24 protein-coding genes are annotated in these 26,852 nt (G+C 69.5%); 17 read left to right on the plus strand and 7 right to left on the minus strand.

From position 1 onward, the window contains the following. Nucleotides 1-46 precede the first annotated feature (46 nt). Both ribH and LBW94_RS02715 read left to right on the plus strand, forming a co-directional pair. Nucleotides 47-526 (plus strand): 6,7-dimethyl-8-ribityllumazine synthase, encoded by a 480-nt coding sequence (gene ribH / locus LBW94_RS02710; RefSeq protein ID WP_225056469.1) that lies wholly within the window; start codon nt 47-49, stop codon nt 524-526. A gap of 4 nt (nt 527-530) precedes the next feature. Continuing rightward, nucleotides 531-1,040, plus strand: a complete 510-nt coding sequence (locus LBW94_RS02715) for a PH domain-containing protein (RefSeq protein WP_225056468.1) — start codon at nt 531-533, stop codon at nt 1,038-1,040. Between the two features lie 39 nt (nt 1,041-1,079). On the opposite strand, the gene ggt is transcribed toward LBW94_RS02715, so the two are convergent. Continuing rightward, a complete protein-coding gene (gene ggt / locus LBW94_RS02720) occupies nt 1,080-3,032 on the minus strand; it encodes a gamma-glutamyltransferase (protein ID WP_225056467.1) in 1,953 nt (650 codons plus the stop codon). A gap of 352 nt (nt 3,033-3,384) precedes the next feature. Between ggt and LBW94_RS02725 the strand changes: the two genes are divergently transcribed. Further along, complete coding sequence (locus tag LBW94_RS02725) at nt 3,385-4,854, plus strand: amino acid permease (RefSeq protein ID WP_225056466.1); 1,470 nt, start codon at nt 3,385-3,387, stop codon at nt 4,852-4,854. Nucleotides 4,855-4,860: 6 nt separating this feature from the next. Here LBW94_RS02725 and LBW94_RS02730 read toward each other — a convergent pair whose 3' ends face one another. From LBW94_RS02730 to LBW94_RS02740, 3 genes are all read right to left on the minus strand, one after another. Further along, nucleotides 4,861-5,412, minus strand: a complete 552-nt coding sequence (locus LBW94_RS02730; protein WP_225056465.1) for an SRPBCC family protein — start codon at nt 5,410-5,412, stop codon at nt 4,861-4,863. Beyond that, nucleotides 5,409-5,726: an ArsR/SmtB family transcription factor gene (locus LBW94_RS02735; protein WP_225056464.1), complete on the minus strand. Its 318-nt coding sequence runs from the start codon at nt 5,724-5,726 to the stop codon at nt 5,409-5,411. The genes LBW94_RS02730 and LBW94_RS02735 overlap by 4 nt, the downstream gene beginning before the upstream one ends. Before the next feature lie 92 nt (nt 5,727-5,818). Next, nucleotides 5,819-6,628 carry an ABC transporter ATP-binding protein gene (locus tag LBW94_RS02740; protein ID WP_225056463.1) on the minus strand — a complete coding sequence of 270 codons (810 nt, stop codon included), beginning with the start codon at nt 6,626-6,628 and terminating at the stop codon, nt 5,819-5,821. An 87-nt stretch (nt 6,629-6,715) separates the two neighbouring features. On the opposite strand from LBW94_RS02740, the gene LBW94_RS02745 reads away from it, so the two are divergent. From LBW94_RS02745 to LBW94_RS02760, 4 genes are all read left to right on the plus strand, one after another. After that, nucleotides 6,716-7,396 carry an HAD family hydrolase gene (locus LBW94_RS02745; RefSeq protein WP_225056462.1) on the plus strand — a complete coding sequence of 227 codons (681 nt, stop codon included), beginning with the start codon at nt 6,716-6,718 and terminating at the stop codon, nt 7,394-7,396. A gap of 130 nt (nt 7,397-7,526) precedes the next feature. After that, a complete protein-coding gene (locus tag LBW94_RS02750; RefSeq protein ID WP_225056461.1) occupies nt 7,527-8,249 on the plus strand; it encodes an MBL fold metallo-hydrolase in 723 nt (240 codons plus the stop codon). Nucleotides 8,250-8,301: 52 nt separating this feature from the next. Then, nucleotides 8,302-9,969 (plus strand): FAD-binding dehydrogenase, encoded by a 1,668-nt coding sequence (locus LBW94_RS02755; protein WP_225056460.1) that lies wholly within the window; start codon nt 8,302-8,304, stop codon nt 9,967-9,969. 377 nt (nt 9,970-10,346) lie between these two features. Further along, nucleotides 10,347-11,564 carry a winged helix-turn-helix domain-containing protein gene (locus LBW94_RS02760; RefSeq protein ID WP_225056459.1) on the plus strand — a complete coding sequence of 406 codons (1,218 nt, stop codon included), beginning with the start codon at nt 10,347-10,349 and terminating at the stop codon, nt 11,562-11,564. Between the two features lie 198 nt (nt 11,565-11,762). Here the strand turns inward: LBW94_RS02760 and LBW94_RS02765 are convergent, their stop codons facing one another. Beyond that, nucleotides 11,763-12,602 (minus strand): enoyl-CoA hydratase/isomerase family protein, encoded by an 840-nt coding sequence (locus LBW94_RS02765; RefSeq protein ID WP_225056458.1) that lies wholly within the window; start codon nt 12,600-12,602, stop codon nt 11,763-11,765. A 79-nt stretch (nt 12,603-12,681) separates the two neighbouring features. On the opposite strand from LBW94_RS02765, the gene LBW94_RS02770 reads away from it, so the two are divergent. Then, on the plus strand, nt 12,682-13,281 hold the full coding sequence (locus tag LBW94_RS02770; RefSeq protein ID WP_225056457.1) for a TetR/AcrR family transcriptional regulator: 600 nt from the start codon (nt 12,682-12,684) through the stop codon (nt 13,279-13,281). A 33-nt stretch (nt 13,282-13,314) separates the two neighbouring features. On the opposite strand, the gene LBW94_RS02775 is transcribed toward LBW94_RS02770, so the two are convergent. Continuing rightward, nucleotides 13,315-13,773 carry a MarR family winged helix-turn-helix transcriptional regulator gene (locus tag LBW94_RS02775; RefSeq protein WP_225056456.1) on the minus strand — a complete coding sequence of 153 codons (459 nt, stop codon included), beginning with the start codon at nt 13,771-13,773 and terminating at the stop codon, nt 13,315-13,317. Between the two features lie 91 nt (nt 13,774-13,864). Between LBW94_RS02775 and LBW94_RS02780 the strand changes: the two genes are divergently transcribed. The 3 genes from LBW94_RS02780 to LBW94_RS02790 all read left to right on the plus strand — a co-directional run bounded on the left by LBW94_RS02780 (nt 13,865) and on the right by LBW94_RS02790 (nt 17,989). After that, nucleotides 13,865-14,263: a hypothetical protein gene (locus LBW94_RS02780; protein WP_225056455.1), complete on the plus strand. Its 399-nt coding sequence runs from the start codon at nt 13,865-13,867 to the stop codon at nt 14,261-14,263. Continuing rightward, on the plus strand, nt 14,260-15,960 hold the full coding sequence (locus LBW94_RS02785) for a multicopper oxidase family protein (protein ID WP_225056454.1): 1,701 nt from the start codon (nt 14,260-14,262) through the stop codon (nt 15,958-15,960). Before LBW94_RS02780 ends, LBW94_RS02785 begins: the two co-directional genes overlap by 4 nt. 118 nt (nt 15,961-16,078) lie before the next feature. After that, nucleotides 16,079-17,989 (plus strand): CocE/NonD family hydrolase, encoded by a 1,911-nt coding sequence (locus LBW94_RS02790; protein WP_416276851.1) that lies wholly within the window; start codon nt 16,079-16,081, stop codon nt 17,987-17,989. Nucleotides 17,990-18,028: 39 nt separating this feature from the next. Here LBW94_RS02790 and LBW94_RS02795 read toward each other — a convergent pair whose 3' ends face one another. After that, nucleotides 18,029-19,075, minus strand: coding sequence for a bile acid:sodium symporter family protein (locus tag LBW94_RS02795; protein ID WP_225056452.1), 1,047 nt, complete (start codon nt 19,073-19,075; stop codon nt 18,029-18,031). A 71-nt stretch (nt 19,076-19,146) separates the two neighbouring features. Between LBW94_RS02795 and LBW94_RS02800 the strand changes: the two genes are divergently transcribed. The 6 genes from LBW94_RS02800 (at nt 19,147) to gap (ending at nt 26,852) form a co-directional block, all read left to right on the plus strand. Next, nucleotides 19,147-20,046 carry a LysR substrate-binding domain-containing protein gene (locus LBW94_RS02800; RefSeq protein WP_225056450.1) on the plus strand — a complete coding sequence of 300 codons (900 nt, stop codon included), beginning with the start codon at nt 19,147-19,149 and terminating at the stop codon, nt 20,044-20,046. Between the two features lie 10 nt (nt 20,047-20,056). Beyond that, nucleotides 20,057-22,435 carry an excinuclease ABC subunit UvrC gene (gene uvrC, locus LBW94_RS02805; RefSeq protein WP_225056448.1) on the plus strand — a complete coding sequence of 793 codons (2,379 nt, stop codon included), beginning with the start codon at nt 20,057-20,059 and terminating at the stop codon, nt 22,433-22,435. 214 nt (nt 22,436-22,649) lie between these two features. Beyond that, complete coding sequence (rapZ, locus tag LBW94_RS02810; protein WP_225056446.1) at nt 22,650-23,615, plus strand: RNase adapter RapZ; 966 nt, start codon at nt 22,650-22,652, stop codon at nt 23,613-23,615. Beyond that, a complete protein-coding gene (locus LBW94_RS02815; protein WP_225056445.1) occupies nt 23,612-24,682 on the plus strand; it encodes a gluconeogenesis factor YvcK family protein in 1,071 nt (356 codons plus the stop codon). Before rapZ ends, LBW94_RS02815 begins: the two co-directional genes overlap by 4 nt. Further along, nucleotides 24,673-25,656 carry a DNA-binding protein WhiA gene (gene whiA, locus LBW94_RS02820; RefSeq protein WP_019926973.1) on the plus strand — a complete coding sequence of 328 codons (984 nt, stop codon included), beginning with the start codon at nt 24,673-24,675 and terminating at the stop codon, nt 25,654-25,656. Before LBW94_RS02815 ends, whiA begins: the two co-directional genes overlap by 10 nt. Before the next feature lie 176 nt (nt 25,657-25,832). Next, on the plus strand, nt 25,833-26,852 hold the full coding sequence (gap, locus tag LBW94_RS02825; protein WP_225056443.1) for a type I glyceraldehyde-3-phosphate dehydrogenase: 1,020 nt from the start codon (nt 25,833-25,835) through the stop codon (nt 26,850-26,852).

The following is a 26,852-nucleotide window of genomic DNA, read 5'->3' on the forward strand; positions in this document are numbered from 1 at the left end:
CGAGCGTAGCGAGGCACCAGTCTTCCGAACAGAAAGGCGAACGTCCGTGAGCGGTGCGGGAGTACCGGAATTCACGCTCGAGGAGGCCCGGGACCTGCGCCTGGGCATCGTCGCGTCGCGCTGGCACGCCACGATCTGCGACACCCTGCTGGCGAACGCCGAGCGGGTGGCCCGGCAGGCCGGTGTCGAGCAGATCACCATCGTCCGCTGCGCGGGCGCGATGGAGCTGCCGGTGGTCGCGCAGGCCCTGGCCCGCAGCCATGACGCGGTGGTCGCGCTCGGTGTGGTGATCCGCGGCGAGACACCGCATTTCGAGTACGTGTGCGATGCGGTGACCACCGGGCTGACCCGGGTGTCGCTGGACGAGAGCACCCCGGTCACCAACGGCGTGCTGACGGTGAACACCGAGCATCAGGCGCTGGATCGGGCCGGACTGCCCGACTCGGCCGAGGACAAGGGCGAGCAGGCGTGCGCCGCCGCGCTGGATGCGGCGCTGACCCTGCGGGCACTGCGTCAGGTGGTGTGAGCCGATGCCGCCCGTGGTTCGGATCTGGAAGCGAGGGCCCGGCGAAGCGGCGGAGCCGGCCGCCGCACCCCGGTGGGACCTGGAGATCCGCCCGCATCGCTCGGTACTGACCTCCCGCATCGTCGCGGCGGCGATCGCGATCGTGTTCACCGTCGCCGGTGTGCTGTCGGCGCACAGCAGCACCGGGGTGAACTTCCGTGCCGCCGACCAGATCGCGGTCATCCTCTTCGGTTGGCTGCTCGCGGGTGGGGTGCTGTTGCTGACCCGTCCCCGGGTCCAGGTCGGGGCCGAGGGGGTCGTGGTGCGTAATGCGTTCGGCGACAGCGAGTTCCAGTGGAAGGACATCCGCGGGGTGTCGTTCCCGGACAAGAAGGCCTGGGCCCGGCTGGAACTCGCCGGTGACGAGTACGCGCCGATGCTGGCGATCCGCGCCAACGACGGCGAGCGGGCGGCCCTCGCGCTGGACCGCTTCCGTGAGCTCGGCGCGAAATACACCGCCGCACAAGGGCACTGATCGTTCGCGCGACGCGGCCGGAGCGTCCGGCCGCGTCGGCTACTTCGTATCGCCCATGACGGCGCCCTCGCGGCGCGGGTCCGCGCCGCCGATCCAGCCGTCGCTCTCGCGTTTCAGGGCGCTGAGCCCGCTGGACTGCTGATCGACGGAGACCTGGTGGCCCATCGCGCGCAACTGCTGCACGAGCGGGTCGTGGTCGCCGTTGGCGGTGGCGTCGATCGCGGGGTGCTCACCACCGAGGCCGGTGACCGGTGTGTTGCTCGCGCCGAAGTCGACCTGGGATACCGCCTGTTGTGGGTCGAGATTCCAATCCAGCAGGCCCACCAGGGTTTTCACCACGAACTGGATGATCACCGCACCGCCCGGGGACCCGGTCACGTACGACAGCTGCCCGCGTGAGCCGTCCGGATTGCGATCGAACACCAGCGTCGGGCTCATGGAACTGCGCGGCCGTTTCCCGCCCTGGATCCGGTTGGCCACCGGTGTGCCGTCGGGGGCCTGCGGGGTGGCGGCGAAGTCGGTGAGCTGATTGTTGAGCACGAATCCGTCCACGATGTGGAACGATCCGAATGCCGATTCGACGGTGGTGGTCATGCTGGCGGCGTTGCCGTACTCGTCGACGATCGACAGATGGCTGGTGCCGTGCTCGGGCTGCTGCGGACCGGCGCCGACCGGAACCGGCCCGAAATCACCGGGCTGGGCGGTCCCCATGCTGTGATCGGGATCGATCAGCGCGGCACGCTTCTTCAGATAGTCCGGGTTCAGCAGCGTATTCGGGGAATTGCCCGGCAGCGGCACGAAATCGGTGTCGGCCACGTACTTGTCGCGATCGGCGTAGGCCAGCCGCTCGGCCTCGGAGATCAGATGCACCGCACGGGCTTTCGGCTTGCCGCCGTTGCGATCGAGGTGGTCCGGCGGCAGCGCCGACAGGTCGAAGTTCGACAGGATGCCGAGCGTCGCGCCGACGGTGATGCCGCCGGAGGACGGGCTGGGCATACCGCAGATCTCGTGGGTCCGGTAGTCCGTGCAGACCGCGGTGCGCTTCTTCGCCTGATATCCGGCCAGGTCGGCGAGCGTGATCTGACCGGGGGTGCGGCCGCCGGCGGTGGTGGCGGTGGTGTCGACGATGTCCTGGGCGATCGCGCCGGTGTAGAAGGCCTTCGGTCCGTCGGTCGCGATCGCGCCGAGCGTCTTGGCCATGGCCGGATTGGTGAGTGTCGTGCCCGCCGGTTTCGCGGTCCCGTCGGGTTGCAGGAAGTAGGCCCTGGCATTGTCGTCGCGGGCCAGATCATGCGCGGAATCGGCGATCTGGCTCGACATCCGCGGGCTGATCGAGAAGCCTTGATCGGCCATCGTGATTGCTGGGGTGAACAGGTCCTTCCACTGCTGTCTGCCGTGGTCGGCGTGCACGGACTCCAGCAGCCGCAGCACTCCGGGCACCCCGATCGACCGGCCGCTGGCACGCGCATTCGGTTGCGGCAGTGTGCGATCGGTGTCGCTGACCCAGCGCAGATAGTTCTCGGTGGCCGCGGCGGGCGCGATCTCGCGGCCGTCGTAGGCGTCGACGGCCTTGCGGTCCGCGTCGTAGTAGAGCAGGAAGGCGCCGCCGCCGATACCCGAGGCCTGCGGTTCGACCAGGCCCAGCACCATCTGCGCGGCGACCAGTGCGTCGGCGGCGGTGCCACCGGCGGCGAGCACCTTGCAGGCGGCCTCGGTGGACAGCGGATTGGCGGTGGAGGCGGCGAAGGTCCGGGTGCGGACCGGGGTCATGTTGCTGCGATATCCGGTGGCGATCTCGGGGTTGGTGGCGATGTTCCCGCCGCTCGCGGTGGGCCCACCGGGTGCGACCGGGGTTCCGTTGGGCGTCTGGGCACATGTCCGCGCCGCGTCGGCCGAATTGTCGGAGGAGGACGGGGAACACCCGGTCAGCAACCCCGCGGTCAGCAACACCGCGACGGTTGCGCCGGACCAGAGCTGTCGAGGGCGGCGCATGCAGGGACTGTAGCCGCCCCCCGGCAGTGGTAAACGGTGCTTCGGAGCGAAACGTCGCCGTTCACAGTGTTCGCACGGATCTTTCCGAGCGAACCACTCGGATTGTCACCCCCTGCCAGTACATTCGATGGGGTGGTGGTCGACGGAGATGGCGCCGCCACTGTCCGGTGACACGGTCCGTTGTGCGATGGCACAACGGCCACGGGGTCGTCCGGTGGCCGCGGTGCGGTGGCCCGGAGGTGCGATGGCCCGGTCGGTTCGGCGATGTGGTTCGAAGCTCGTGAAGTGCGGTTACTGATCGGCGATTCCGGGCGCGCACGCGCTCACCCGGCGAGGCGAAGGATCCGACGCGATGACTGATGTGCGGCGCAACAGCTATCTCGACAGCGAGGACAGCGGCTACCACAAGAGCCTCCAGCCGCGGCAACTCCAGATGATCGCCATCGGCGGCGCGATCGGCACGGGCCTGTTCCTCGGCGCCGGCGGCCGCCTGGCGCAGGCCGGTCCCGGATTGTTCGTGGTGTACGCGGTCTGCGGCATATTCGTGTTCTTCATCCTGCGCGCCCTCGGCGAACTGGTGCTGCACCGGCCGTCGTCCGGGTCGTTCGTGTCCTACGCACGCGAGTTCTACGGGGAGAAGGCGGCTTTCGTGGCCGGCTGGATGTACTTCCTGAACTGGTCGATGACCGGCATCGTCGACACCACGGCGATCGCGACCTATCTGCACTACTGGGCCGCGTTCCGGCCGGTGGCGCAGTGGCTGCTGGCGTTGATCGCGCTGTGCGTGGTGCTGAGCGTGAACCTGATCTCGGTCAAGTGGTTCGGTGAGCTGGAGTTCTGGGCGGCGCTGGTGAAGGTGGTGGCGCTGGTGGCCTTCCTGCTCGTCGGCACGGTGTTCCTGGCCGGGCGCTTCCGGATCCAGGACATGAGCACCGGCTTCGGGATGGTCGCCGATTCCGGCGGACTGTTCCCGACCGGCGTCCTGCCGCTGGTCACGGTCACCTCGGGTGTCGTATTCGCCTATGCCGCAGTGGAAATGGTGGGCACGGCCGCGGGTGAGACGGCCGATCCGCAGCGGATCATGCCCCGCGCGATCAATTCGGTGATCGTCCGCATCGCCGTGTTCTACGTCGGGTCGCTGGTGCTGCTGGCCCTGCTGCTGCCCTACACCGCCTATTCGGCGTCGGTCAGTCCGTTCGTCACCTTCTTCTCGAAACTCGGTGTGGGACATGCCGGTTCGGTGATGAATTTCGTGGTGCTGACCGCCGCGCTGTCCAGTTTGAACGCCGGGCTCTACTCGACCGGGCGGATCCTGCGGTCGATGTCGATGAACGGCAGCGCGCCGCGGTTCACCGGCGTGATGAACGGTCGCGGTGTGCCCTACGGCGGCATCCTGCTCACCAGCGTGATCGCGTTGTTCGGTATCTGGCTGAACTATCTGGTGCCGGCGCGGGCGTTCGAGATCGTGCTGAACGTGGCGTCGCTGGGAATCCTGGCCTCGTGGGCGACGATCGTGCTGTGCCAGCTGCGGCTGTGGTCGCGATGGCGCCGCGGCGAGATGCAGCGGCCCGCGTTCCGGATGTTCGGCGCCCCCTACACCGGTATCGCGACGCTGGTGTTCCTGGCGGTGGTGCTGGTGCTGATGGCCTTCGACCATCCGGTCGGCACCTGGACCGTCGCGAGTCTGCTGATCATCGTCCCGGCGCTGATCGGCGGGTGGTTCGCGGCGCGGCGCCGGGTGCTGGCGATCACCCGGGAGCGGGAGGGATATCCGGGTGATTTCCCCGTGGTCACGAACATTCCGGCGGATTCGGACGACTGAGCGTGGTTACCGGTCGAGCGGCGGCTGCATCGGTTCGACCCCGAGCTGCCGCGAGTACTGCTCGTTCAACTCCGGCCAGCCGTGGTCCATGGCCGTGGCGCCGACGATCGGCCCGACCGGAGTGCCGTCGAGCAGTGCAGCGGCCACGTCCAGGCACAGATGCCAGCCGGCGGCCATCATCCCGGCGACCGCGTGGTCGGGCAGACGATGGGTCAGCCGCAGCCGGGTGCCGGTGCCCTGCTCGTCCAACTCCCACCGCAGCCGGTCTGTGCCCCAGGTGAATTCGAGCAGCCGAGGCGGCTCGGCCACCCCGACCGTACCGGCGAGTTCCTGGCGTGTGCCGTCGGTCGTGATCAGCGTGACGGGTCCGACGGTGGCCAGCGACCGGTCTGCCGTATAAGGCGCCCACTCGCGCAGTTCGTCCGGTTCGGTCAGCGCCGACCACACCGCTGCCGGTCCCTGCGGGAACTCCCGGATGAAGACGAGCGACCATCGCCCGCCCTCCTCGACGAGATCGACCTGCTGCAACGGGCCGGGACGATACGGGTGTGTGGTCATGTCGGCCGATCCTTCCGGGAGAGATGCCGCCCGAGCGCGTCCAGATGCTGGTTCCACAGCCGCAGATACGGCTGCAACCAGCCGTCGAGCTGTTCGAACGGCCCCGGCGACAGGCGATAGATCCGTTTCTGTGCCGCGACCTCGCAGGTGACGAAGCCCGCCTCGCGCAGGATCTTCAGGTGCTTCGAGACCGTCGGCTGCGGCAGCGCGAGCCGATCGACCAACTCGCCCACGGTGGCATCGCCACCGCGCAACTGATCGAGGATCCGCCGCCGCTGCGGTTCGGCGACGACGGTGAAGAGGTCGGCTGCCACGAGTCTAATATACGTGTTCCAGTATATACGTTCAAGGGAATATTAGACGGTGTTCTGCTGTCACTGGGTCAGGGAACCACTGGAGGGCCGGATCAGACCCGGGCGTCGACGCTGTCGCCGCGGCTGCGGACCTGCCAGCGGCCGTCGGTGCGGGTGAGGCGGATCGGGTGGTCGAAGCAGTGGCTGATGTGGTCGCTGGTGAGGACCTCGTCGACCGGGCCGCGGGCGACGGTGCGGCCTTGGCGCAGCAGCATGGCGTGGGTGGTGCCCGGGGGCAGTTCCTCCAGGTGATGGGTGACCAGGATCGAGGCCAGTTCCGGGTGGGCGGTCTGCAAGCGATCGATGCGGTCGATCAGCTGCTCCCGGCCGCCGACGTCCAGGCCGGTGGCCGGCTCGTCGAGCAGCAGCAGGCGCGGGCGCGGCATCAGGGCGCGGGCGATCAGCGCCCGGCCGCGTTCGCCCTGGGACATGGTGGGCCAGCGGGCGTCGCGGCGGTGCGCGAGACCGAGCAGGTCGATCAACCGGTCCGCCTCGGCGATGTCGGCGGCGGTCGGACTCCAGCGCTGCTTCAGATCGGGTGTGTTGGTGAGGCCGGTGAGCACCACCTCGTGGGCGGTGAGCGGATAAGGCGGATTATGCCTCGGATCGACATGGCCGATGGCCGTGCGCAATTCACGCATGTCGACCCGGCCGAGCCGGTGGCCGAGCACCTCGACCGCGCCCCGCGTCGGATGCTCGTAGGCGCCGACCATCTTCAGCAGCGTGGTCTTCCCCGCGCCGTTCGGACCGAGCAGCGCCCAGTGCTCACCCGGCCGGACCGTCAGCGCGATCTCGCTGAGGATCGGAGTGCCGTTGCGCACGAAATCGACGCCGTCGACCTGGAGGATGGGGGAGTCGGCCATGTCCACACGGTAGCAAACTCCTCAGACAAGCTGATGGGTGGCGTCGGTGCCGGCGGCCCTGTCGGTGGTGGCGGGTAGGCTGACCCGGTGACCATCGAGGCGGTGTTGTTCGATTTCTCGGGGACGCTGTACCGGTTGGAGCCGGACGAGACCTGGACCGAGGACCTGGTATCCGACAGTGGTGAGCCGTTCCCGCCGCAGCAATCGGCGGAGCTGCTGCGGCACCTGACCCATCCCACGCAGACATTGCGGTTCGACGCCCGTGCGCAGTACGCCTGGGACCATCGCGATCTGGACCCGGCGCTGCACGAGCAGGCGTACCGCGAGGTGCTGCGGCAGTCGGGGGTGACGGGGCCGCAGGCGGGCCGGTTGTACTCCCGGCTGGTCGACCCGCTGGCGTGGACACCCTATCCGGATACCGGTGCGGTGCTGAAACATCTGGATACCCAACGGATTCCGGCCGTGGTGGTGAGCAATATCGCCTTCGATCTGCGCCCCGCCCTCACCGCGCACGGCTGGGAGCGGTACATCGCCGCCTTCGCGCTGTCCTTCGAGATCGGTTCGATGAAGCCGGATCGCGGCATCTTCGACTGGACCTTCGATCGGCTCGGGGTCGCCCCGGAATCGGTGCTGATGGTCGGCGACAGCCCCGAGAATGACGGTGTGGCAACCGAATTCGGCTGCAAGTTCGCCCTCGTCGACCCGTTGCCCACCGGTGAACGCCGGGATGCCCTCACGCAGGCGCTGCGCGCGCACGGAGTGGGCTGAGCGGGTCCGGGCGGGGGTGCCCCGGGCCGCCCGCGACGAGTACGGTGTGACAGGGGCAACATCCGGCGGTGACCATTCGCCTCGCCTTCACCGGAGTCTGTGGTCGCCCGGCGCCAGAGGGAGGTTCCCCATGGATATCCGCACGGACGAAATCGCCGACGGCATCTATCGGATCTCGACCTTCGTCTCCGGGGTCGGGCCGACCGGCTTCACGTATAACCAGTTCCTGATCACCGGTGCGGAGCCGCTGCTGTTCCACTGCGGGATGCGCTGGTTGTTCTCCGCCGTGACGGAGCAGATCGCCCGGGTGCTGCCGGTCGAGCAGTTGCGGTGGATCACCTTCGGGCATGTCGAGGCCGACGAGTCCGGCGCGATGAACCTGTTCCTGGCGGCGGCTCCGCAGGCGCAGGTGGCGCACGGTGAACTCGGCTGTCGGGTGTCGCTGGACGATCTGGCCGACCGGCCGCCGCGGCGCCTCGCCGACGGCGAGGTCATCGACCTCGGCGGTCATCGGGTCCGGCACGTCGACACACCGCACGCCCCACACAACTGGGAGTCGAGGGTGCTCTACGAGGAGACGACGGGCGTCCTGCTGTGCGGCGATTTCATGACCCAGGTCGGTCCCGGCCCGGCGCTGACCGACGCGGATGTCGTCGGGCCCGCGAGCTGCGCCGAGGACGTCTTCCACGCGACCTCCCTCGGGCCCGCGGTGCCGGCGGCACTGTACGGGCTGGCCCAACTCGGGCCCACGACGCTGGCGATCATGCACGGCCCGAGCTATACCGGCGACTGTGCCGCGGCGCTGCGGGAACTCGCCGCCGACTACGAGCGCCGGGTGGGTCTGCTACGTTGACAAGCATTCGATACACGAATGTATCCGTTCGTCCCCGTATGGAGGAGGATCCGTGGCTCCGTCGTTGCAGCCGGATGTCGTCGTCGTCGGAGCCGGCCTGGCCGGTCTGGTCGCGACCTACGAGCTGAGCCGGGCCGGCCGCAAGGTGCTCGTGCTCGACCAGGAGAACCGCAACAACCTCGGCGGTCAGGCGTTCTGGTCGCTGGGCGGGCTGTTCTTCGTGGACAGCCCGGAACAGCGACGGGTCGGCGTGAAGGACTCCTTCGAGCTGGCCTGGCAGGACTGGCAGGGTTCGGCCGGATTCGACCGGGACGAGGAGGACCACTGGGCCCGGCAGTGGGCGCGCGCCTACGTCGAGTTCGCGGCCACCGAGAAGCGGCAGTACCTGCACGATCTGGGCCTGCGGGTGACACCGCTGGTGGGCTGGGCCGAGCGCGGCGGCGGCGCGGCCGACGGGCACGGCAACTCGGTGCCGCGTTTCCACCTGACCTGGGGTACCGGGCCGGAGGTGGTGCGGGTGTTCCTGGAACCGGTGCTCGAGGCCGAGCGGCGGGGGCTGGTCGAGTTCGCCTTCCGGCATCGGGTCGACGAACTGATCGTCGAGGACGGCGTGGTGGCCGGGGTGCGCGGCGGCGTGCTGGAACCGACCGATCTGGCGCGCGGGCAGGCGTCGTCCCGAATGGTGGTGGGGGAGTTCGAATTCCGGGCACCGGCGACCATCGTGACCTCCGGCGGCATCGGTCACAACCACGATCTGATCCGCCGGAACTGGCCCACCGACCGACTGGGGCCGTGCCCGCAGACGCTGATCTCCGGCGTGCCCGCGCACGTCGACGGCCGGATGCTCGGCATCACGGAGGCCGCGGGTGGCCGCATCGTGAACCGGGATCGCATGTGGCACTACACCGAAGGCATCCACAACTGGGATCCGATCTGGCCCGACCATGCCATCCGGATCATTCCGGGCCCGTCCTCGCTGTGGTTCGACGCCAACGGAAAGCGTTTGGCGGCACCGTGTTTCCCTGGTTTCGACACGAACCGGACGATGCGGGAGATCCTCGCGACCGGTCACGACTACTCCTGGTTCATCCTGAACCAGTCGATCATCGAGAAGGAGTTCGCGCTGTCGGGCTCCGAGCAGAATCCGGACATCACCGGCAAGGACCTCAAGTTCACCCTGCGCAGCCGGGTGGCGAAGGGCGCACCCGGTCCGGTGGAGGCGTTCAAGCAGCACGGCGTCGATTTCGTGGTCGCCGATTCGTTGCCGGAGCTCATCGCGGGGATGAACAAGATCTCGCGCGGCCCGCAGCTGGAGCTCGCGGACATCGAGCGCCAGATCGTTGCCCGCGACCGGGAGGTCACCAACAAGTTCTCCAAGGACGCCCAGCTGATGGCGATCACCAACGCCCGCCGCTCCCTCGGCGAGAAGCTCCGGGTGGTCGCGCCGCACCGGATCCTGGACCCGGAGCACGGCCCGCTGATCGGGGTGCGGCTGAACATCCTCACGCGGAAGACGTTGGGCGGCTTGCAGACCGACCTGGACTCCCGGGTGATCCGCGCCGACGGCGAGCCCTTCCCGGGCCTGTACGCGGCGGGCGAGGTCGCCGGTTTCGGCGGCGGTGGCGTTCACGGGTACAACGCCCTGGAGGGCACCTTCCTCGGCGGCTGCATCTTCTCCGGCCGGGCGGCAGGGCGGGCTGCGGCGCGCACACCGAGGTAGCGGATACCGGGCGATATCGGCGGCAGTCGCTGGGCGACACCGGTCATCGTCGCCGACGTCGATGCGTGCGCTGCCAGGGGTGCGGGTTGCCGACTGTCTAGACGCCGCGTGCCGGTGCAGGTGCTGTCGGCGCGGTTGCAGTCGCTGGCCGAGGGGTGCGGGTTGCCGACTGTCCAGACACCGCGTGCCGGTGCGCTACGCCGCCGACCGGTTCGCGCCGACCGGTGAGCGGCGTCGGTGAGCGGCGTCGGTCGTCTTGCCAGAGTGGTGCGGGCACGGGCGGTAGTCCGAGCAGCAGGCACGGGGTCCATCGATGTGCGAGTGCCGAGGTGACCGCTGCGGCGGAACTTGTCGGTGCCTCGTGAGAAGGTGCTGAGGTGCGTACCATGACCGCCGCCGGAGCCCGGCGCACCGCACTCGCGGCGCAGGGTTTCGGCGCAGCCCACCCGTCGACGGCGAATCGCCGTGCGCTGCAACGGGTTCTGGAGCGGACGCGGTTGTTGCAGCTGGATTCGGTGGCAGCGGTGGTGCGGGCGCACTATGCGCCGGTCTTCAGCCGCATCGGCGGATACGACCGTGACCTGCTCGACGAGCTGGCCTGGAGTCACAATGCCCGCCGGCCGCGGCGGCTGGTCGAGTACTGGGCGCACGAGGCCGCGCTGATGCCGGTCGAGGACTGGCCGCTGCTGCGCTGGCGCATGGATCGCTACCGGCACGGGCGGTGGGGTGGGGCGAAGCGGGTGCTGGAGCACAGTCCCCGGTTGCCGAAGGATGTGCTGGAGGTGATCCGTGAGTTCGGAGCCTGCACCGCCGGTGAGGTGGAGCGGCATCTGGAGCTGGAACGTCCACGGTCCAAGGATCATTGGGGCTGGAACTACAGCGACACCAAGGTGGTGTGCGAATTGCTGTTCGCCACCGGGGAGTTGTCGGTCGACAAGCGCGTCGGCTTCCAGCGGTACTACGACCTCACCGAGCGGGTGCTGCCGCCGGAGGTGCTCGCCCGCTCGGTCGACGAGCCGGATGCGGTGCGGGAGTTGGTCTCCCATGCGGCCGATGCGCTCGGCATCGCGACCGAACCGGACCTGCGGGACTACTACCGATTGCAACGGACGCAGACCGAGCCCGCCCTCGCCGATCTGGTCGACGCGGGCGAACTCGAGCCGGTGCAGGTGACGGGCTGGGATCGGCCCGCCTACCTGCGGACCGGCGCCCGCACCCCACGAGCGGTCACCGGCTCGGCCCTGCTGTGCCCGTTCGACCCGCTGATCTTCTGCCGCCCGCGCACCGAACGGCTCTTCGACTTCCACTACCGCATCGAGATCTACACGCCGGAACCCCAACGGGTGCACGGCTATTACGTATTCCCGTTCCTGCTCGACGGGGAGCTGGTGGCCCGGGTCGATCTGCGGGCCGATCGCGGCACCGGCCGCCTGCTGGTCCCCGGCGCCTTCGCCGAACCCGGCCGCGACGAAGCACGCGTGGCGGCCGAGTTGGCCGCGGCGCTGCGCGCGATGGCGGACTGGCTGGAGCTGGACACCGTCGTGATCGGCGAGCGCGGCGATCTGGCCGCGGAACTCACCCGGGCCACCGGGTGAGCGCGGGCTATCGGGCGGCTGCGACTGCCGGGTGGCCACAGCCGCTGGCCGGCCGCGGGCCATCGGGCCACGATGGCTGCCGCGTGACCACAGTCGCCGGGTGAGCGCGGGCCGCCGGGTGACTACGGCCGGCCGGTGAGCGTGGCCACCGGGTGACCGCGATCGGGTGACCGCAGTCGCCGGGGGAGCGTGTAGGGGTTACCCGAATCGGTGATCGGCGGCGGCGCCGAACATCTCGTGGGCGAGTCCGAAGCCGAGGTCCTGGACGAGCCGCCGTTTCCACGGCCGCTGGGCGATGGCGTGGGTGAACCGCCGGGCGGTGCGGGGCTGGCGCATGATCGCCTCGGCGATCTCCCGGGCGCGCGGCAGCAATCCGTCCAATGGCAGCACCTCGTTCACCAGGCCGAGTTCCAGGGCGGTCCGGGCATCGATCGGGGTGGCGGTGTACAGGTAGTACGCGGCGCGTTTGGTGCCCAGGGCTTCCTGCAAGGTGAGTTGCAGGCCGTCACCGGGTGCGACGCCGGTGGGGAAGTGCGGGTCCAGGATGGTCGTGTGCTCGGCGGCCAGCGTGATGTCGCACAGCAACCCGAATTCGGTGTGTGCCGGGCTGGGTCCGTTGATCGCGGCGATGGTCGGGATGTCGATCCCGAAGACCATGTTCTCCAGCAGTTTGGTGGCGTCGTAATAGGTGTGCTCGTAGGAGAAGCTCGGCGGCGGGGCCACCGGCACGATGTCCTTCAGGTCCCGATCGGCGGGCTTCCTGCCGTCGGTGGCGATCCACTGATCGCCGGTGCCGGTCAGGATCAGCACCTCGTTGTCGGGATCGTTGCCGATCTCCTGCCACGCCTGCCCCCAGGCGTTGTGGGTCGCGAAGCCGAACTGCGCGGGCCCACCGTCGGTGTGCATGCGCAACTCCAGGATTCCGTCCTCGCGGGTCATCACGAAATAGTCGGCGTACTTCTTCGAGTACTCCTCGAAACGCGGCCTGGTGACGTAGCCACCGACGGCCGCGTGCCAGTCGTCAAGGTCCTTCGGCATAGGGTTCCTCTCGAGCGATAATTATCCGGAGCGGTGCTCCGAACTATACGGAGCGCCGCTCCGGAACGCAACGGGAAAGGTGTGTGCCGTCATCGACGCATCAACCGAATCGCGCCGCGCCCCGCGCCGGGCCGACGCCCTGGACAATCGCGCCCGCCTGCTGACCACCGCCCGGGAGGTGTTCGCCGAACACGGCGTCGAGGCCTCGCTGCGGGATGTCGCGCGCCGGGCCGGGGTCGGCATCGGCACGCTGTACCGGCACTTCCCGGACCGGCAGGCGCTGCTGGAGGCGCTGTTCGCCGACGCGCTGCACGATCTGAGCGAGACCGCCCGTCACCTGGTGGACGATCCGTCCCCCGGCGCCGCCCTGATCGCATGGCTGACCCAGCTCGCCTCCGGCTCGATGGTCTACCGCGGCCTGCCCACCTCGGTGCTCGCCGCGGTCCACGACGAGGGCTCGGCCCTGCACGCCGCCTGCCGGGAGATGACCGCCGGAATCGACACCCTGGTCCGCCGCGCCCGGCAATCCGGCGCACTGCGCGGCGACGTCACCACGGGCGACCTGCTCGCGCTCGCGGCAGGCGTCGCCGTGGCGGCGGAATACGTTCCGGGTCAACCGGATCTGATCGAGCGGCTGGTGAGGTTGGCCGCGACCGGATTCCTGCTGCCCGATCGGTGAGCGGCGTCTCGACGTCGCTCGAGCGCCCGGGTCTCACTCCATCGCCGCGATCTCCTCGACCCAGGCGGTGAGGCCGGCGCGGAATCCGGCGAGTTCGCCCGGTGTCAGGCGTTGTACCGCGCGGGCGAGGGGGGTCGAGCGGCGGTCGAGGAAGTCCGCGACGGCCGGGCGGCGCTCCGGCGGCACGGTCAGCAGGGTGCGGCGGTGGTCGGCCGCGTCCGATTCGCGGCGTAACCAGCCCGCCCGGGTCAGGTCGCCGCTGAGCTGACTGGCATTGGTGAGGCCCAGATTCAACTGCCGTGCCAGGTCACCCACGCTGACCGGGCCCGATGACAGGACGAACGAGAGCACCGCGCCGTGCCGGGGGCCGAGGCCCGCCGATTCGAACGCCTGCCGCAACTCCGGCGACATGTCGCCGTGCGCGCGCCGCAGATATGCCGACAGCAGCGGTACCAGCGTTCTGAGCTCTGCGAAATCCTCCGCGTCGGCCACTGGCTCCTCCTGTCGGTCCGGTCTTGACAGGCTCAGCATACAAGTTCAGACTCCTGAACTATTCATAAATCTGAACTATTGGGGTGATCGTATGACCACTGCGGAGCGCGCGGGGTCCCGAATCTGGCCATCGCTGCTACGGGCACTCACCGCCGTCGTCGCGCTGGACGGATTCGCCCAGGCGGTGTTCGCCGGGCGACTGCTCGCCGGCAGTTACGACGGTCTGGATGCGCACGCGTTGAATGCGATCGTGCTGGCCGTCGGAATACTCACCGAGACAATCTGTTTCGCCCTCGCCTGGCGATTCGGCAGCGGCACGGCACGACCGGTGTTCGTGGGCCTGGGCCTCATCGTGCTGACCGCTGTCCAGATGACGACCGGGTTCCGCGCGATCCTCGCCGTCCATGTGCCGGTGGGGGTTCTGCTGATCGGCGGCCTCCTCGGACTGGTCGTGCAGGCGTGGCGGGAGCCCGCCGGAGTCGCGGCGTGACCGGCCGTGCGGCGGATACGGCAGGGGAGGGTCACCGTGCGAGCCCGCCGGACCTGCCTGGGGGACAGCGCGAGAACAGTTCGAGGCCGGACGCGCTCGGTGAGCACGGCTCCGACGATCAGATCCGGGCCGGGCGCCGGTTGTCGCGACGGGGAGTGCTGCGCGGGGCCGCGGTGCTGGGTGCGGCCGGGGCGCTGGGGGCGTGGGAGTGGTCGGCGGACACACCGGCCGATCGCGAGCATCTGACCAGTGACGCGCGGTTGCCGGAGCCGTTCACCCTGCCGCTGGTGTTGCCGCCGGTGCTCGCGCCGATCGCCCGCGACGACACGACCGATTACTACCGGATCGTCCAGCGTCCGGCGGATATCGCTGTGCTGCCGGGGTATTCGACGCCGATGTGGACCTACGGCGGCAGTTTCCCGGGTCCGACCGTGGTGTCGGCACGCGACCGGCGCACTGTCGTCACCCACCGCAACGAACTGCCGGTGCCGGTGGTGGTGCACCTGCACGGCGGACATCTGCCCGAGGAATCCGACGGCTTCCCGACCGATCTGCTGTACCCGGCCGGGACCCCGGCGGCGGCCATGCCGGACATGCCCGGCATGGCCCGGGACCCCATGGCGCACACGGCGATCGGCGAGCGCGATTACGTGTATCCGGCGGGACAGCCCGCCGCCGCGCTCTGGTACCACGACCACCGGATGGATTTCACCGGCGCCGCGGTCTGGCGCGGGCTGGCCGGTTTCCACCTGGTCACCGACGAGTCCGAGCAGCGGCTCGGGCTGCCCGCCGGGGATCGGGATCTGCCACTGCTGCTGGCCGACCGCGCCTTCGACACCACCGGGGCGCTGAAATATCCGGCGATCGACCCCTCGGCGCTGCACACCGCCGGGGTGACCGGGAAGTTCACCCGCGGGGCCCTCGGCGACGTCGTCCTGGTCAACGGCGTGCCCTGGCCCGAGCATCGGGTGGTCACCGCGAGATACCGCCTCCGGCTGCTCAACGGTTCCAACGCGCGGGTGTACCGCCTGCGCCTCGACATGCCGCACGGTGACGGGCATTTCGTGCAGATCGGTTCCGACGGCGGGTTGCTGGACCGGCCGCAACGGCTGGATGAGGTGACCATCGCCCCCGGCGAGCGCTACGACGTCGTCGTCGACTTCGGCGGCTGCGCGGTGGGGGACCGGGTGACCGTGTACAACGACCTCGGCGCCGGAACCACCACGCGGATCATGCGTTTCGCGGTCACCGACCGGGTCGCCGACACCGCCGTGATCCCGGACACGCTGTCCGGAACCGCGCCGCCCGACCCGGGCACGGCCGTGACCACCCGGGTGTTCCGCTTCGGTCGCCGCGATGCCGGGAGTACGCACGGCTGGGTGATCAACGGCCGCCCCTACTCCCCGTTCGAGCCGATCGCCCGGCCGCGCCTCGGCGACCTGGAGATCTGGCGGCTGGTGACCGATCTCGATCACCCGATCCACCTGCACCTCAACCAGTTCCGGGTGCTGTCGCGCAACGGCGGTCCACCGCTGCCCGCCGATGCCGGGTGGAAGGACACGCTCTATCTGACGGCCGCGCAGACCGCCGAGATCGCGGTCCGGTTCACCGACCACGCCGGCCGCTACGTGCTGCACTGCCACAACCTGGAGCACGAGGACATGTCGATGATGGCCACCTTCACCACACACACGTGAACCCTTCGGCCGGTGCCGGATCCGCGGTGATACGCCTGATCCGGTCGAACCCGGCCGGGTTCGGTGCTACCGTCGGCGCATGGCGCGGATCGGGCTGCGGCGCAGCGGAATTGGCCGGATGATCGCCGTAGTCGCGGTAGCCGCGTCGATGCTGAGCGGGTGCGGAGGCGGTACCTCGCCGGTGCCGCAGGGGTCCGGTACGCCGATCGCCGCGGGCACCTGGCCGCCCGCGAGCGGGCGCGGGCCCTGTGCGGTGAGCAAACGGGAGAACGTGCCCGCGACCATGCGCGACGGCGTGGTGCTGAAGGCCGATGTCTACCGGCCGCAGACCGGGGACCCGGTACCGGTGATCCTGATGCGCACCCAGTACGGCAAGGATGCCGCCCAGATCCAGCCGTACCGCTACCAGTCACCGGAGTGGTTCGCCTCGCACTGCTATCTGGTTGTCGTGCAGGACATCCGGGGGCAGGGCGCCTCGGGCGGCAGCTTCACCGAATTCGCCAACGACGGTGCCGACGGCTACGACACCGTGGAATGGGCGGCGGCGTTGCCGGGCAGCAACGGCAAGGTCGGCATGTACGGTTCGTCTTATGTGGGGGCCACCCAGTGGCTCGCCGCGACCGCCACCCCGCCGCATCTGACCACCATCGTGCCCGCGAACACCGCCTCCGACTACTACGACGGCTGGACCTACGACGGCGGCGAATTCCGCCTGGCCTTCGTCGAACCGTGGGCGATGGGCACCATCGGCTCGACCGCGGCCGCCAACCGCGGCGACGCCGGCACGGCGGAACAGCTGGAGGCCGACAGCGCCCAGAGCACCCGCTGGCTGAATTACCGGCCCTATCAACAGTTCCCGCCGATGCATCCGGGCGATCCGGCGGTCGCGCCGTGGTTCTTCGACTGGATCCGGCATTCCGCGCGCGACGACTACTGGAAGCAGTGGAGCATCCGGGACCGGTACGCGAACGTGCACGTCCCGGTGCTGGACATCGAGGGCTGGTACGACGCGTTCCTCGCCGGTGGCGTCGAGAACTTCACCGGCATGGTGCAGCACGGTGGCACCCCAGAGGCCCGCGCCGGCGAACGGCTGGTGATCGGGCCGTGGGACCATATCGGCTGGGGCCGGCCCGGCACCGGTCTGTCCGCGCCGCTGCTGTCCGCGGCCGGCGCCGCCGGGGACAGCCCGGTCAACGATCTGATGTTGGCCTGGTTCGACCATTTCCTGAAGGGCGCGGACAACAAGGTCGTCACCGGCACGCCCATGGTCGACTACTTCCTGCGCGGCGCGAACATCTGGAAGTCCGCCACCGCCTGGCCGCTGCCGGACACCCGGTTCACCGACTACTACTTCTCCGGTTCCGGGGCGCCGACCATCGCCGGCCGCACCGGGGCGCTGACCACCACCGTTCCCGCCGCGGCGCAGCCACCGGACACCTATTACTACGACCCGCTGAATCCGGTGCCGAGCGCCGGTGGTCATTCCTGCTGTTCGGCCTCGAGTGGCCCGCAGGGGCCCGATGATCAGGGCGTGGTCGAACAGCGCAGTGACGTGCTCACCTGGACCACCGGCAGGATGTCCGCCGATACCGAGCTCACCGGGCCGATCGAGGTGAAGTTGTGGGCCGCCTCCACGGCCGTCGACACCGACTTCACCGCGAAACTGATCGCCGTGGCGCCGGACGGCAGTACCGAGAATCTCAACAACGGCATCCTGCGCACGGCCTTCCGGGACGGCGCCGATCACGCGACGCCGATCGAACCGGGACGGCCGTACCAGTACACCATCCGGATCTGGCCGACCAGCTATCTGGTGCCGGCGGATTCGCGGCTGCGGCTGGAGATCTCGAGCAGCGACTTCCCGCAGTACGCGCCGAATCCGAACACCGGTGAGCCCTTCGGGCAGAGCGCGAACGTGCTCGGCGCCACCCAGACGATCCTGCACGATCCGGTCCACCCGTCGGAGATCGTGCTGCCGATCGTCCCGGCGGGCGGCCCCGGGAGCGCGCACTTCCCGGTGACCAGATAGGTCGAATCGGGCTGGGCGAGTGCCGGATTCGCGGTCCTGTCAGGCGCTGGGCGCGGTGGTGGGTGCTGCCTCGGCCGTCGCCGCGGTGGCCGTGACGGCGGTGGCCGTCGCCGCGCCGGCCGCCTCGGCCTCCCGGCCCCACCGCCCGGCCAGCCAGGCGCAGGTGAGCAACTGGATCTGGTGGAAGATCATCAGCGGCAACACGATCAGGCCCACCGGGTGCCCCGCGAACAGCACCGTCGCCATGGGTAGTCCGGTGGCGAGGCTCTTCTTGGAGCCGCAGAAGGTGATCACGATGCGGTCGGGCCAGGAGAAGCCCAGCAGCCGACCCGCGGCGGTGGTGATGCCCAGCACGACCGCGAGCATGATCGCGCACACCACGGCGACGGCCAGGATCCGCCACACCGACAGCCCGTGCCAGATGTGCTCGGTCATGCTGGCGCTGAACGCCGAGTACACGACCAGATAGATGGACCCCCGATCGACGGTCTTGGTGACCGACTTGTGCCGCATCAGTCGGCCCAGCCACGGCCGCAGCGCCTGCCCGACGAAGAACGGCAGCAGCAGCTGCACCACGATGGTCAGCACCTGCCCGCCGGAGACGTGCACGTTGCCCGTGGTGTGCATCAGCAGCATCACCAGCAGCGGCGTGACGAACACGCCGAGCAGGTTCGACAGCGAGGCGCTCACCACCGCGCCCGCCACATTGCCCCGGGCCACCGAGGTGAAGGCGATCGACGACTGCACGGTGGACGGCAGCAGGCACAGGTACAGCACGCCGGTGTAGAGGTCGTCGGTCAGTATCGACGGGACCAGGATCCGCAACACCAGCCCGATCAGCGGAAACAGCACATAGGTGGCGGCCAGGACGGTGGTGTGCAGCCGCCAGTGCCGCAACCCCTCCAGCGCCTCCTGTGGCTGCAACCGGGCGCCGTAGAGGAGGAACAGCAGCGCGATCGCGATCTTGGTGGCCCAGTTCAGGACGTCCGCGGCCGCACCGGAGGCGGGCAGGACCGCGCCGACCGCCACGCTGGCCAGGATGCCGAGCATGAACGGTTCGATGCGGAGCTTGGCGAGAAGGTTCACCCGAGTACCGTATGCCGACCGGTACTGAACGCAGAAGTCGTTGGAACCGATATCTCTGAACGGCTATCGTGATGAATATGTTCGATCCCGAATTGCTGCGCACCTTCCTGGCGGTCGAGCGGGCCGGGGGCTTCACCGCGGCGGGCCGCATCCTGGGGTTGCGGCAGTCCACGGTCAGCGGGCACGTGGCCCGGCTGGAGCTGGCCGCGGGCCGGGAGTTGTTCCGCCGCGACACCCGCAACCTGGCCCTCACCGCCGACGGCGCCGCCATGGTCGGCTTCGCGCGGACCATCCTGGAGGCACAGGAGCAGGCCGAACGGCACTTCTCCGGCTCGCGGCTGACCGGGCTGATCCGGCTGGGCGCCTCCGACGACGTGGTGGGCCGCGAACTGCCCGACGTGCTGTACGAGTTCCAGCGTGCCCATCCGGGGGTCGATCTGGAACTGACGGTCGGGCTCAGCGAGAACCTCAAGACCCGGATGGCCGCCGGTGAACTGGACCTGATGGTGGGCAAGCGGCTGCCCGGCGAACAGCACGGCGAACTGCTGTGGCGGGACCGGCTGGTGTGGGCCGGTCGCCGCGGCGCCACCGATCTCACCGATCCCGTCCCGCTGGTCACCTACCCGCCGCCGAGCCTCACCCGGCTGACCGCGCTGCGCGCGCTGGAGCGCGAGGGGCGGTCGTGGCGGGTGGCCTGTGTCAGCGACAGTCAACTGGGGTTGCGGGCGGCGGTGCTGGCCGGGCTCGGGGTCCTCGTGCATGCCGAAAGTCTGCTTCCAGCAGATGTTTTCGCGGTCGACGACCCGAGTCTGCCCGATCTCGGGGAGCTGGAGTTCGTGCTGATCCGGCGGCACCGCACCCCGACCGATCCGGAGCGCGCGCTGTGCGAGGCGATCGCGGCCGGGGCCCGCCGGGTGCGCGCGAACGTGGCCGGCGGCCGCGTGGCCGTCGCTGTCGGTGCCGATCGTTAACCTGGTTGGCGTGGCAGATCCCGCGACCTACCGGCCCGCACCGGGCACGATCCCCGTCGACCCCGGCGTCTACAAATTCCGGGACGCGCACGGGCGGGTCATCTACGTCGGCAAGGCGAAGAGCTTACGCAGCCGTCTGAACTCCTACTTCGCCGATATCGCCATCCTGCATCCGCGCACCCGCCAGATGGTCACCACCGCCGCCTCGGTCGAGTGGACCGTGGTGTCCACCGAGGTGGAAGCGCTACAGCTGGAATACAACTGGATCAAGGAGTTCGATCCGCGGTTCAACGTCCGGTACCGCGACGACAAGACCTACCCCATGCTCGCGGTGAGCATGAACGAGGAGTATCCGCGGGTGTTCGTCTACCGCGGCGCCCGCAAGAAGGGCATCCGGTACTTCGGTCCCTACGCCCACGCCTGGGCCATCCGGGAGACGGTCGACCTGCTGCTGCGGGTGTTCCCGGTGCGCACCTGCTCGGCCGGAGTGTTCAAGCGGCACAACCAGATCGGCCGGCCCTGCCTGCTCGGCTACATCGACAAGTGCTCGGCGCCGTGCATCGGCCGCGTCGGTGCCGAGGAGCACCGGCACATCGCCGAGGACTTCTGCGACTTCCTCTCCGGCAAGACCGACCGCATGGTCCGCGACCTGGAGCGCCGCATGCAGTCGGCCGCCGAGGACCTCGACTTCGAAACCGCCGCCCGGCTGCGCGACGACGTCCAGGCGCTCAAGCGCGCCCTGGAGAAGCAGGCGGTGGTGCTCGGCACCGGCACCGACGCCGACGTGATCGCCTTCGCCACCGACGAACTCGAGGCCGCCGTCCAGATCTTCCACGTCCGCGACGGCCGGGTGCGCGGCCAGCGCGGCTGGGTGGTCGACAAGTCCGGCGACGTCCTGGACGCGAGCCTGGCGGCAGCGCGAGGCGGGGCCGAGCCCGAATCGGAGGCTGCCGCGGAGGCGGGACTCGGGCCGGGTGCCGCCGAGGCGGGCCCGGACCGGAGTGCTGAGCGGGCCGGGGCCGAATCGGGTGTCGCCGCGACGGCCGAGTCCGGCGCTGCTGAGCAGGTCGGGGGCGAGTCCGGCGCTGCTGAGCACGTCGGTCCCGAGCCGGGTATTGCCGCGCGAGCCGGGCGCGAGCCGGCGGCAGGGGTGAAGGTTGCGCCCGCATCGGGTGCCCCTGAGCAGCGGGATCTCGGGGACGAGACCACTGGTGGGCAGCCCGAAGTCGAGCCCGGTGACGCCGAGGAGCAGCCGGGTGCGCTCGAGCCGGTTGCCGGTGGGGGCGAGTTGGGGGCGCTGGTGGAGCAGTTCCTCACGCAGTTCTACGGGGAGCAGGCGGCGCTGCTGGACGAGGCGCTGGCCGGGCAGTCCGAAAGTCCGGCGACGGTGGTGCCGCGCGAGGTGCTGGTGCCGGCGCTGCCGCCGGATTCGGTGGAGTTGCAGGACTGGCTGTCGCGGTTGCGGGGGTCGGCGGTGCATGTGCGGGTGCCGCAGCGTGGCGACAAGAAGGCGCTGATGGAGACCGTGCAGCGCAACGCACGGGAGGCGCTGGCCCAGCACAAGCTCAAGCGGGCCGGTGATCTGACCGCGAGATCGGCTGCGCTGCAAGGTATTCAGGACGCGCTCGAACTGGACAGCGCGCCGCTGCGTATCGAATGTGTGGATATCAGCCATGTGCAGGGCACCGACGTGGTCGCCTCGCTGGTGGTGTTCGAGGACGGCCTGGCCCGCAAGTCCGAGTACCGGCACTACACCATCAAGGAGGCGGCCGGCGGTGGTCGCTCCGACGATGTGGCCAGCATCGCCGAGGTGACCCGGCGGCGGTTCCAGCGGCTGCGGCGCGACCTCGACACGCTCGAAGCGGAAAGCGCCGAAGATCCGTCCGTATTGCCCGGCATCGACCCGAAGACGGGTAAACCGCGCAAATTCTCCTATCCGCCGAACCTGTACGTCGTCGACGGCGGCGCGCCGCAGGTCAACGCGGCTGCCGAGGTGCTCGACGAGCTCGGTATCACCGATGTGGCGGTGATCGGTCTGGCCAAGCGGCTGGAGGAGGTCTGGGTGCCGGGCGAGCCCGATCCGGTGATCATGCCGCGCAACAGCGAGTCCCTCTACCTGCTGCAACGGGTCCGGGACGAGGCGCACCGGTTCGCCATCACCTTCCATCGCAGCAAGCGCTCGCGCCGGATGACGGCCTCGGTACTGGACGAGGTTCCGGGACTGGGCGAATCGCGGCGCACCGCGCTGGTCACCCATTTCGGCTCGGTCGCGCGGCTGAAGGACGCTACGGTGGAGCAGATCACGGAGGTGCCCGGCATCGGCGTGGCGACGGCGAGGGCGGTGTTGTCCGCTCTCCACGGGGAGCTGTCGGCCCGGAACGCGGAGTAGCGCGGCGCGCGAGGCGATGTACCGGTGTTGTTCGAGCAGGTTGATGTTTCCGGCAGGTTGATACGGTGACGGGCCCGTTGCCCGGCCGCGTGGATCGAACACGTGACCGGGTCCGGGTGCGAGGATGTTCGGGACCACCCGTCCACGCGCTGCGTGGCCGCGTGGCCCGGCGGGAATCGACAACAGTGACAGGCAGGGACGGACCCGGTAGGACATGACGAGCGTCGAATCGAGCAGCAGTGCCGTTGACCGCGGGTCCGCGGCGGGCCGGACCCACCCGGCCGCGAGTGCCGACCGGCCGGTCGAGGTGGTGATCGTGACCGGCCTGTCCGGCGCCGGGCGCGGCACCGCGGCCCGGGTGCTGGAGGATCTCGGCTGGTACGTCGCCGACAATCTGCCGCCGGACCTGATCGGCCGGATGGTGGAACTGGGCGTGTCCGCGGATCCGCCGATCACCAAGTTCGCCCTGGTGATGGATGTGCGCAGCCGCTTCTTCACCGGTGATCTGTCGGCGGTCATCGAACAGTTGCGGTCGAATGGAGTACGCACCCGGGTGCTGTTCCTGGAGGCGTCCGACGACGTGCTGATCCGCCGGTTCGGCTTCGCGCGGCGCCGGCACCCGTTGCAGAGCGAGAGCGCCGACGGCACGCTGTCCGCGGGCCTGGCGGCCGAGCGGGCCCGGCTGGCGTCGGTCAAGACGGCCGCCGACGTGGTCATCGACACCACCGCGCTGTCGGTGCATCAGCTGCACCGCAAACTCGAGGAGGCGTACGGCGGCGGCACGCCGACGGCGCTGCAACTCACAATCCAATCGTTCGGTTTCAAGTACGGAGTACCACTGGACGCCGACATGGTGTTTGATGTGCGTTTCCTGCCCAATCCGCATTGGGTACCGGAACTGCGTGAACTCACCGGACAGGACGCGGTGGTCAGCGAGTACGTGCTGTCCCGTCCGGGGGCCGACGACTATCTGCGGACCTGTCGTCATCTCATCGATCTGACGACCGACGGGTACCGCCAAGAGGGGAAGCGATACATGACCGTGGCAGTGGGCTGCACGGGCGGCAAGCACCGCAGCGTGGCGCTCGCGGAGGCGCTCGGTGAACTGCTCGGCGCCGCCGACGACGGCGCACCCGCCGACGTGGTGCGGGTGGTACATCGGGATCTGGGGCGCGAATGACCGATCGGAACGAGACCGCGGCGGACGATTCCGGTGCGGGGCCCGCCCTGGTCGCGCTCGGTGGCGGGCACGGGCTGTATGCCACCCTGACCGCCGCGCGGCGGTTGACCCGGGAGATCACCGCGGTGGTGACCGTGGCCGACGACGGCGGTTCCTCCGGCCGGCTGCGCGCCGAGCTGGGCATGCTGCCGCCGGGCGATCTGCGGATGGCGCTGGCGGCGCTGGCCGACGACACCGACGGGCTGTGGGCCCGCACGATGCAGCACCGGTTCGGCGGCACCGGCGCGCTGGCCGGGCATTCGGTCGGCAACCTGATCCTGGCCGGACTGACCGAGGTACTCGGCGACCCGGTGGCCGCGCTGGACGAGGCGGCCCGGCTGCTCGGCTGCACCGGCCGGGTGCTGCCGATGTCGCCGACCGCGTTGATCATCGAGGCGGATGTGTCCGGCCTGGAAGCGGATCCGCGGGTGAGCCGGTGCATCCGCGGGCAGGTGGCGGTCGCGACCACCCCGGGCAAGGTGCGCCGGGTGCGGCTGATTCCGTCCGATCCGCCGGCGAGTCCGCAGGCCACGGCCGCGATCGCGCGCGCCGATGTGGTGGTGCTGGGCCCGGGTTCGTGGTTCACCAGTGTGATTCCACATGTGCTGGTACCCGAATTGCACGACGCGCTGGTGCACACCCGCGCCCGGAAGATCCTGGTGCTCAATCTCGCCGCGGAACCGGGGGAGACGGCCGGATTCTCCGCGGAGCGACACCTGCATGTATTGTCCCAGCACGCACCGGATTTCGCGGTTGATCAGGTAGTGGTGGACTCCGGCACCGTACCGGAGGGTAGGGAACGCGAACATGTGGCAAGAGCTGCCGAACAGCTGCGTGCGCGAGTAACCTTTGCCGATGTCGCCGAGGCGGGGACGGACCGGCACCACCCCGGAAAGCTAGCCGCCGCACTGGAACAGGTGATCCGGCAACCCCGGTCGGACAAGGCAGAGCTTCGAGTCGAAGGACGGCACATGGGCCGGCGGGTGCAGTCTGCGTCGGGTGGAAAGGAGCGGGTCTCGTGGCGATGACAGCCGAGGTGAAAGACGAGCTGAGCCGCCTCAGCGTGTCGCAGGTGAGTTCGCGCAAGGCCGAGCTCTCGGCTCTATTGCGCTTCGCCGGCGGCCTGCACATCGTCGGTGGCCGGGTGATCGTCGAGGCCGAGGTGGACATGGGTTCCATCGCGCGCCGGCTGCGCCGGGAGATCTTCGAGCTGTACGGATACGGCTCGGACGTGCACGTCCTGGGTGCGGGTGGTTTGCGCAAGACCTCCCGCTATGTGGTGCGGGTGTCCAAGGAGGGTGAGGCGCTGGCACGGCAGACCGGTCTGCTCGATGTGCGCGGCCGTCCCGTGCGCGGGCTGCCGGCCCAGGTGGTGGGCGGCAGCATCGCCGATGCCGAGGCCGCGTGGCGCGGTGCGTTTCTCGCGCACGGCTCGTTGACCGAACCGGGCCGCTCGTCGGCGCTGGAGGTCAGCTGCCCCGGTCCCGAGGCGGCGCTCGCGCTGGTCGGCGCGGCGCGGCGGCTGGGCATCTCGGCGAAGGCGCGCGAGGTGCGCGGCACCGATCGGGTGGTGGTGCGCGACGGCGAGGCGATCGGCGCGCTGCTGACCCGGATGGGTGCCCAGGACACCCGTTTGACCTGGGAGGAGCGGCGGATGCGCCGCGAGGTCCGGGCCACGGCCAACCGGCTGGCCAATTTCGACGACGCGAATCTGCGGCGTTCGGCGCGTGCCGCGGTCGCCGCCGCCGCCCGGGTGGAACGCGCGCTGGAGATCCTCGGCGACGACGTGCCCGACCATCTGGCCGCCGCCGGCCGGCTGCGGGTGCTGCACCGCCAGGCGTCGCTGGAGGAGCTGGGCCAGCTGGCCGAGCCGCCGATGACGAAAGACGCAGTGGCCGGGCGCATTCGCCGGTTGCTGTCGATGGCCGACCGCCGCGCCAAGGAACTCGGGATTCCGGACACCGAATCGGCGGTCACCGCCGAGTTGCTGGAAGACGCCTGAGGTCCTCCGCCGCGGTGCGGGTGACCGTACCGACCGGCCGGTGGTTGTTATTCGATCGTGACCTGGCCGCTGGTGGCTGTTCACAGTGACCAGGGGCATGTCAGCGAGGTAACAGCTGGGCATTAGGGTGGGACCCGGCAACGCAACGAATCCGCTTGAAAGCTGAGGAGCGAAACGTGACTGTCCGGGTTGGGATCAACGGCTTCGGCCGCATCGGGCGTAACTTCTTCAGGGCGGTCGAGGCGCAGAAAGCCCTCGGCACCACTGACATCGAAATCGTCGCGGTCAACGACCTCACCGACAACGCCACGCTGGCGACGCTGCTCAAGTACGACTCGATCCTGGGCCGCCTGCCGCAGGATGTCTCGCTGGACGGCGACGACACGATCGTGGTCGGCGACAAGCGCATCACCGCGCTGGCCATCAAGGAGGGCCCGTCGGCGCTGCCGTGGGGCGACCTGGGCGTGGACGTGGTGGTCGAGTCCACCGGCATCTTCACCAACGCCGCCAAGGCCAAGGGGCACTTGGCCGCGGGCGCCAAGAAGGTGATCATCTCCGCGCCGGCCACCGACGAGGACATCACCATCGTGATGGGCGTCAACCACGACAAGTACGACGGCAGCCAGAACATCATCTCGAATGCCTCGTGCACCACCAACTGCCTCGGCCCGCTGGCCAAGGTGCTGAACGACGAGTTCGGCATCGTCAAGGGCCTGATGACCACGATCCACGCCTACACTCAGGATCAGAACCTGCAGGACGGCCCGCACAAGGATCTGCGCCGCGCCCGCGCCGCCGCGCTGAACATCGTGCCGACCAGCACCGGCGCCGCGAAGGCCATCGGCCTGGTGCTCCCGGAGCTCAACGGTAAGCTGGACGGTTACTCGCTGCGGGTGCCGATCCCCACGGGCTCCATCACCGACCTCACCGCCGACCTGGCGAAGAAGGCCTCGATCGCGGACATCAACGCCGCGTTCAAGGCTGCCGCCGAGGGCCCGCTGAAGGGCATCCTGAAGTACAGCACCGACCCGATCGTGTCCAGCGACATCGTCACCGACCCGCACTCGTCGATCTTCGACGCGCCGCTGACCAAGGTCATCGACGATCAGGTCAAGGTGTACTCCTGGTACGACAACGAGTGGGGCTACTCCAACCGCCTGGCCGATCTGATCGGTCTCGTCGGCAAGTCGCTGTAA

Source organism: Nocardia sp. alder85J (genome assembly GCF_020176955.2).
GTDB lineage: Bacteria > Actinomycetota > Actinomycetes > Mycobacteriales > Mycobacteriaceae > Nocardia.

Bases quoted from the DNA above. Each gene is read 5' to 3' on its own strand.
- rapZ (WP_225056446.1), top strand. From the start codon at position 22,650: ATGACGAGCGTCGAATCGAGCAGCAGTGCCGTTGACCGCGGGTCCGCG.
- LBW94_RS02730 (WP_225056465.1), bottom strand. From the start codon at position 5,412: ATGACCACACACCCGTATCGTCCCGGCCCGTTGCAGCAGGTCGATCTC.
- LBW94_RS02715 (WP_225056468.1), top strand. From the start codon at position 531: ATGCCGCCCGTGGTTCGGATCTGGAAGCGAGGGCCCGGCGAAGCGGCG.
- LBW94_RS02765 (WP_225056458.1), bottom strand. From the start codon at position 12,602: ATGCCGAAGGACCTTGACGACTGGCACGCGGCCGTCGGTGGCTACGTC.
- LBW94_RS02800 (WP_225056450.1), top strand. From the start codon at position 19,147: ATGAATATGTTCGATCCCGAATTGCTGCGCACCTTCCTGGCGGTCGAG.
- LBW94_RS02740 (WP_225056463.1), bottom strand. From the start codon at position 6,628: ATGGCCGACTCCCCCATCCTCCAGGTCGACGGCGTCGATTTCGTGCGC.
- LBW94_RS02750 (WP_225056461.1), top strand. From the start codon at position 7,527: ATGGATATCCGCACGGACGAAATCGCCGACGGCATCTATCGGATCTCG.
- LBW94_RS02780 (WP_225056455.1), top strand. From the start codon at position 13,865: ATGACCACTGCGGAGCGCGCGGGGTCCCGAATCTGGCCATCGCTGCTA.
- LBW94_RS02790 (WP_416276851.1), top strand. From the start codon at position 16,079: ATGATCGCCGTAGTCGCGGTAGCCGCGTCGATGCTGAGCGGGTGCGGA.
- ggt (WP_225056467.1), bottom strand. From the start codon at position 3,032: ATGCGCCGCCCTCGACAGCTCTGGTCCGGCGCAACCGTCGCGGTGTTG.
- LBW94_RS02725 (WP_225056466.1), top strand. From the start codon at position 3,385: ATGACTGATGTGCGGCGCAACAGCTATCTCGACAGCGAGGACAGCGGC.
- LBW94_RS02815 (WP_225056445.1), top strand. From the start codon at position 23,612: ATGACCGATCGGAACGAGACCGCGGCGGACGATTCCGGTGCGGGGCCC.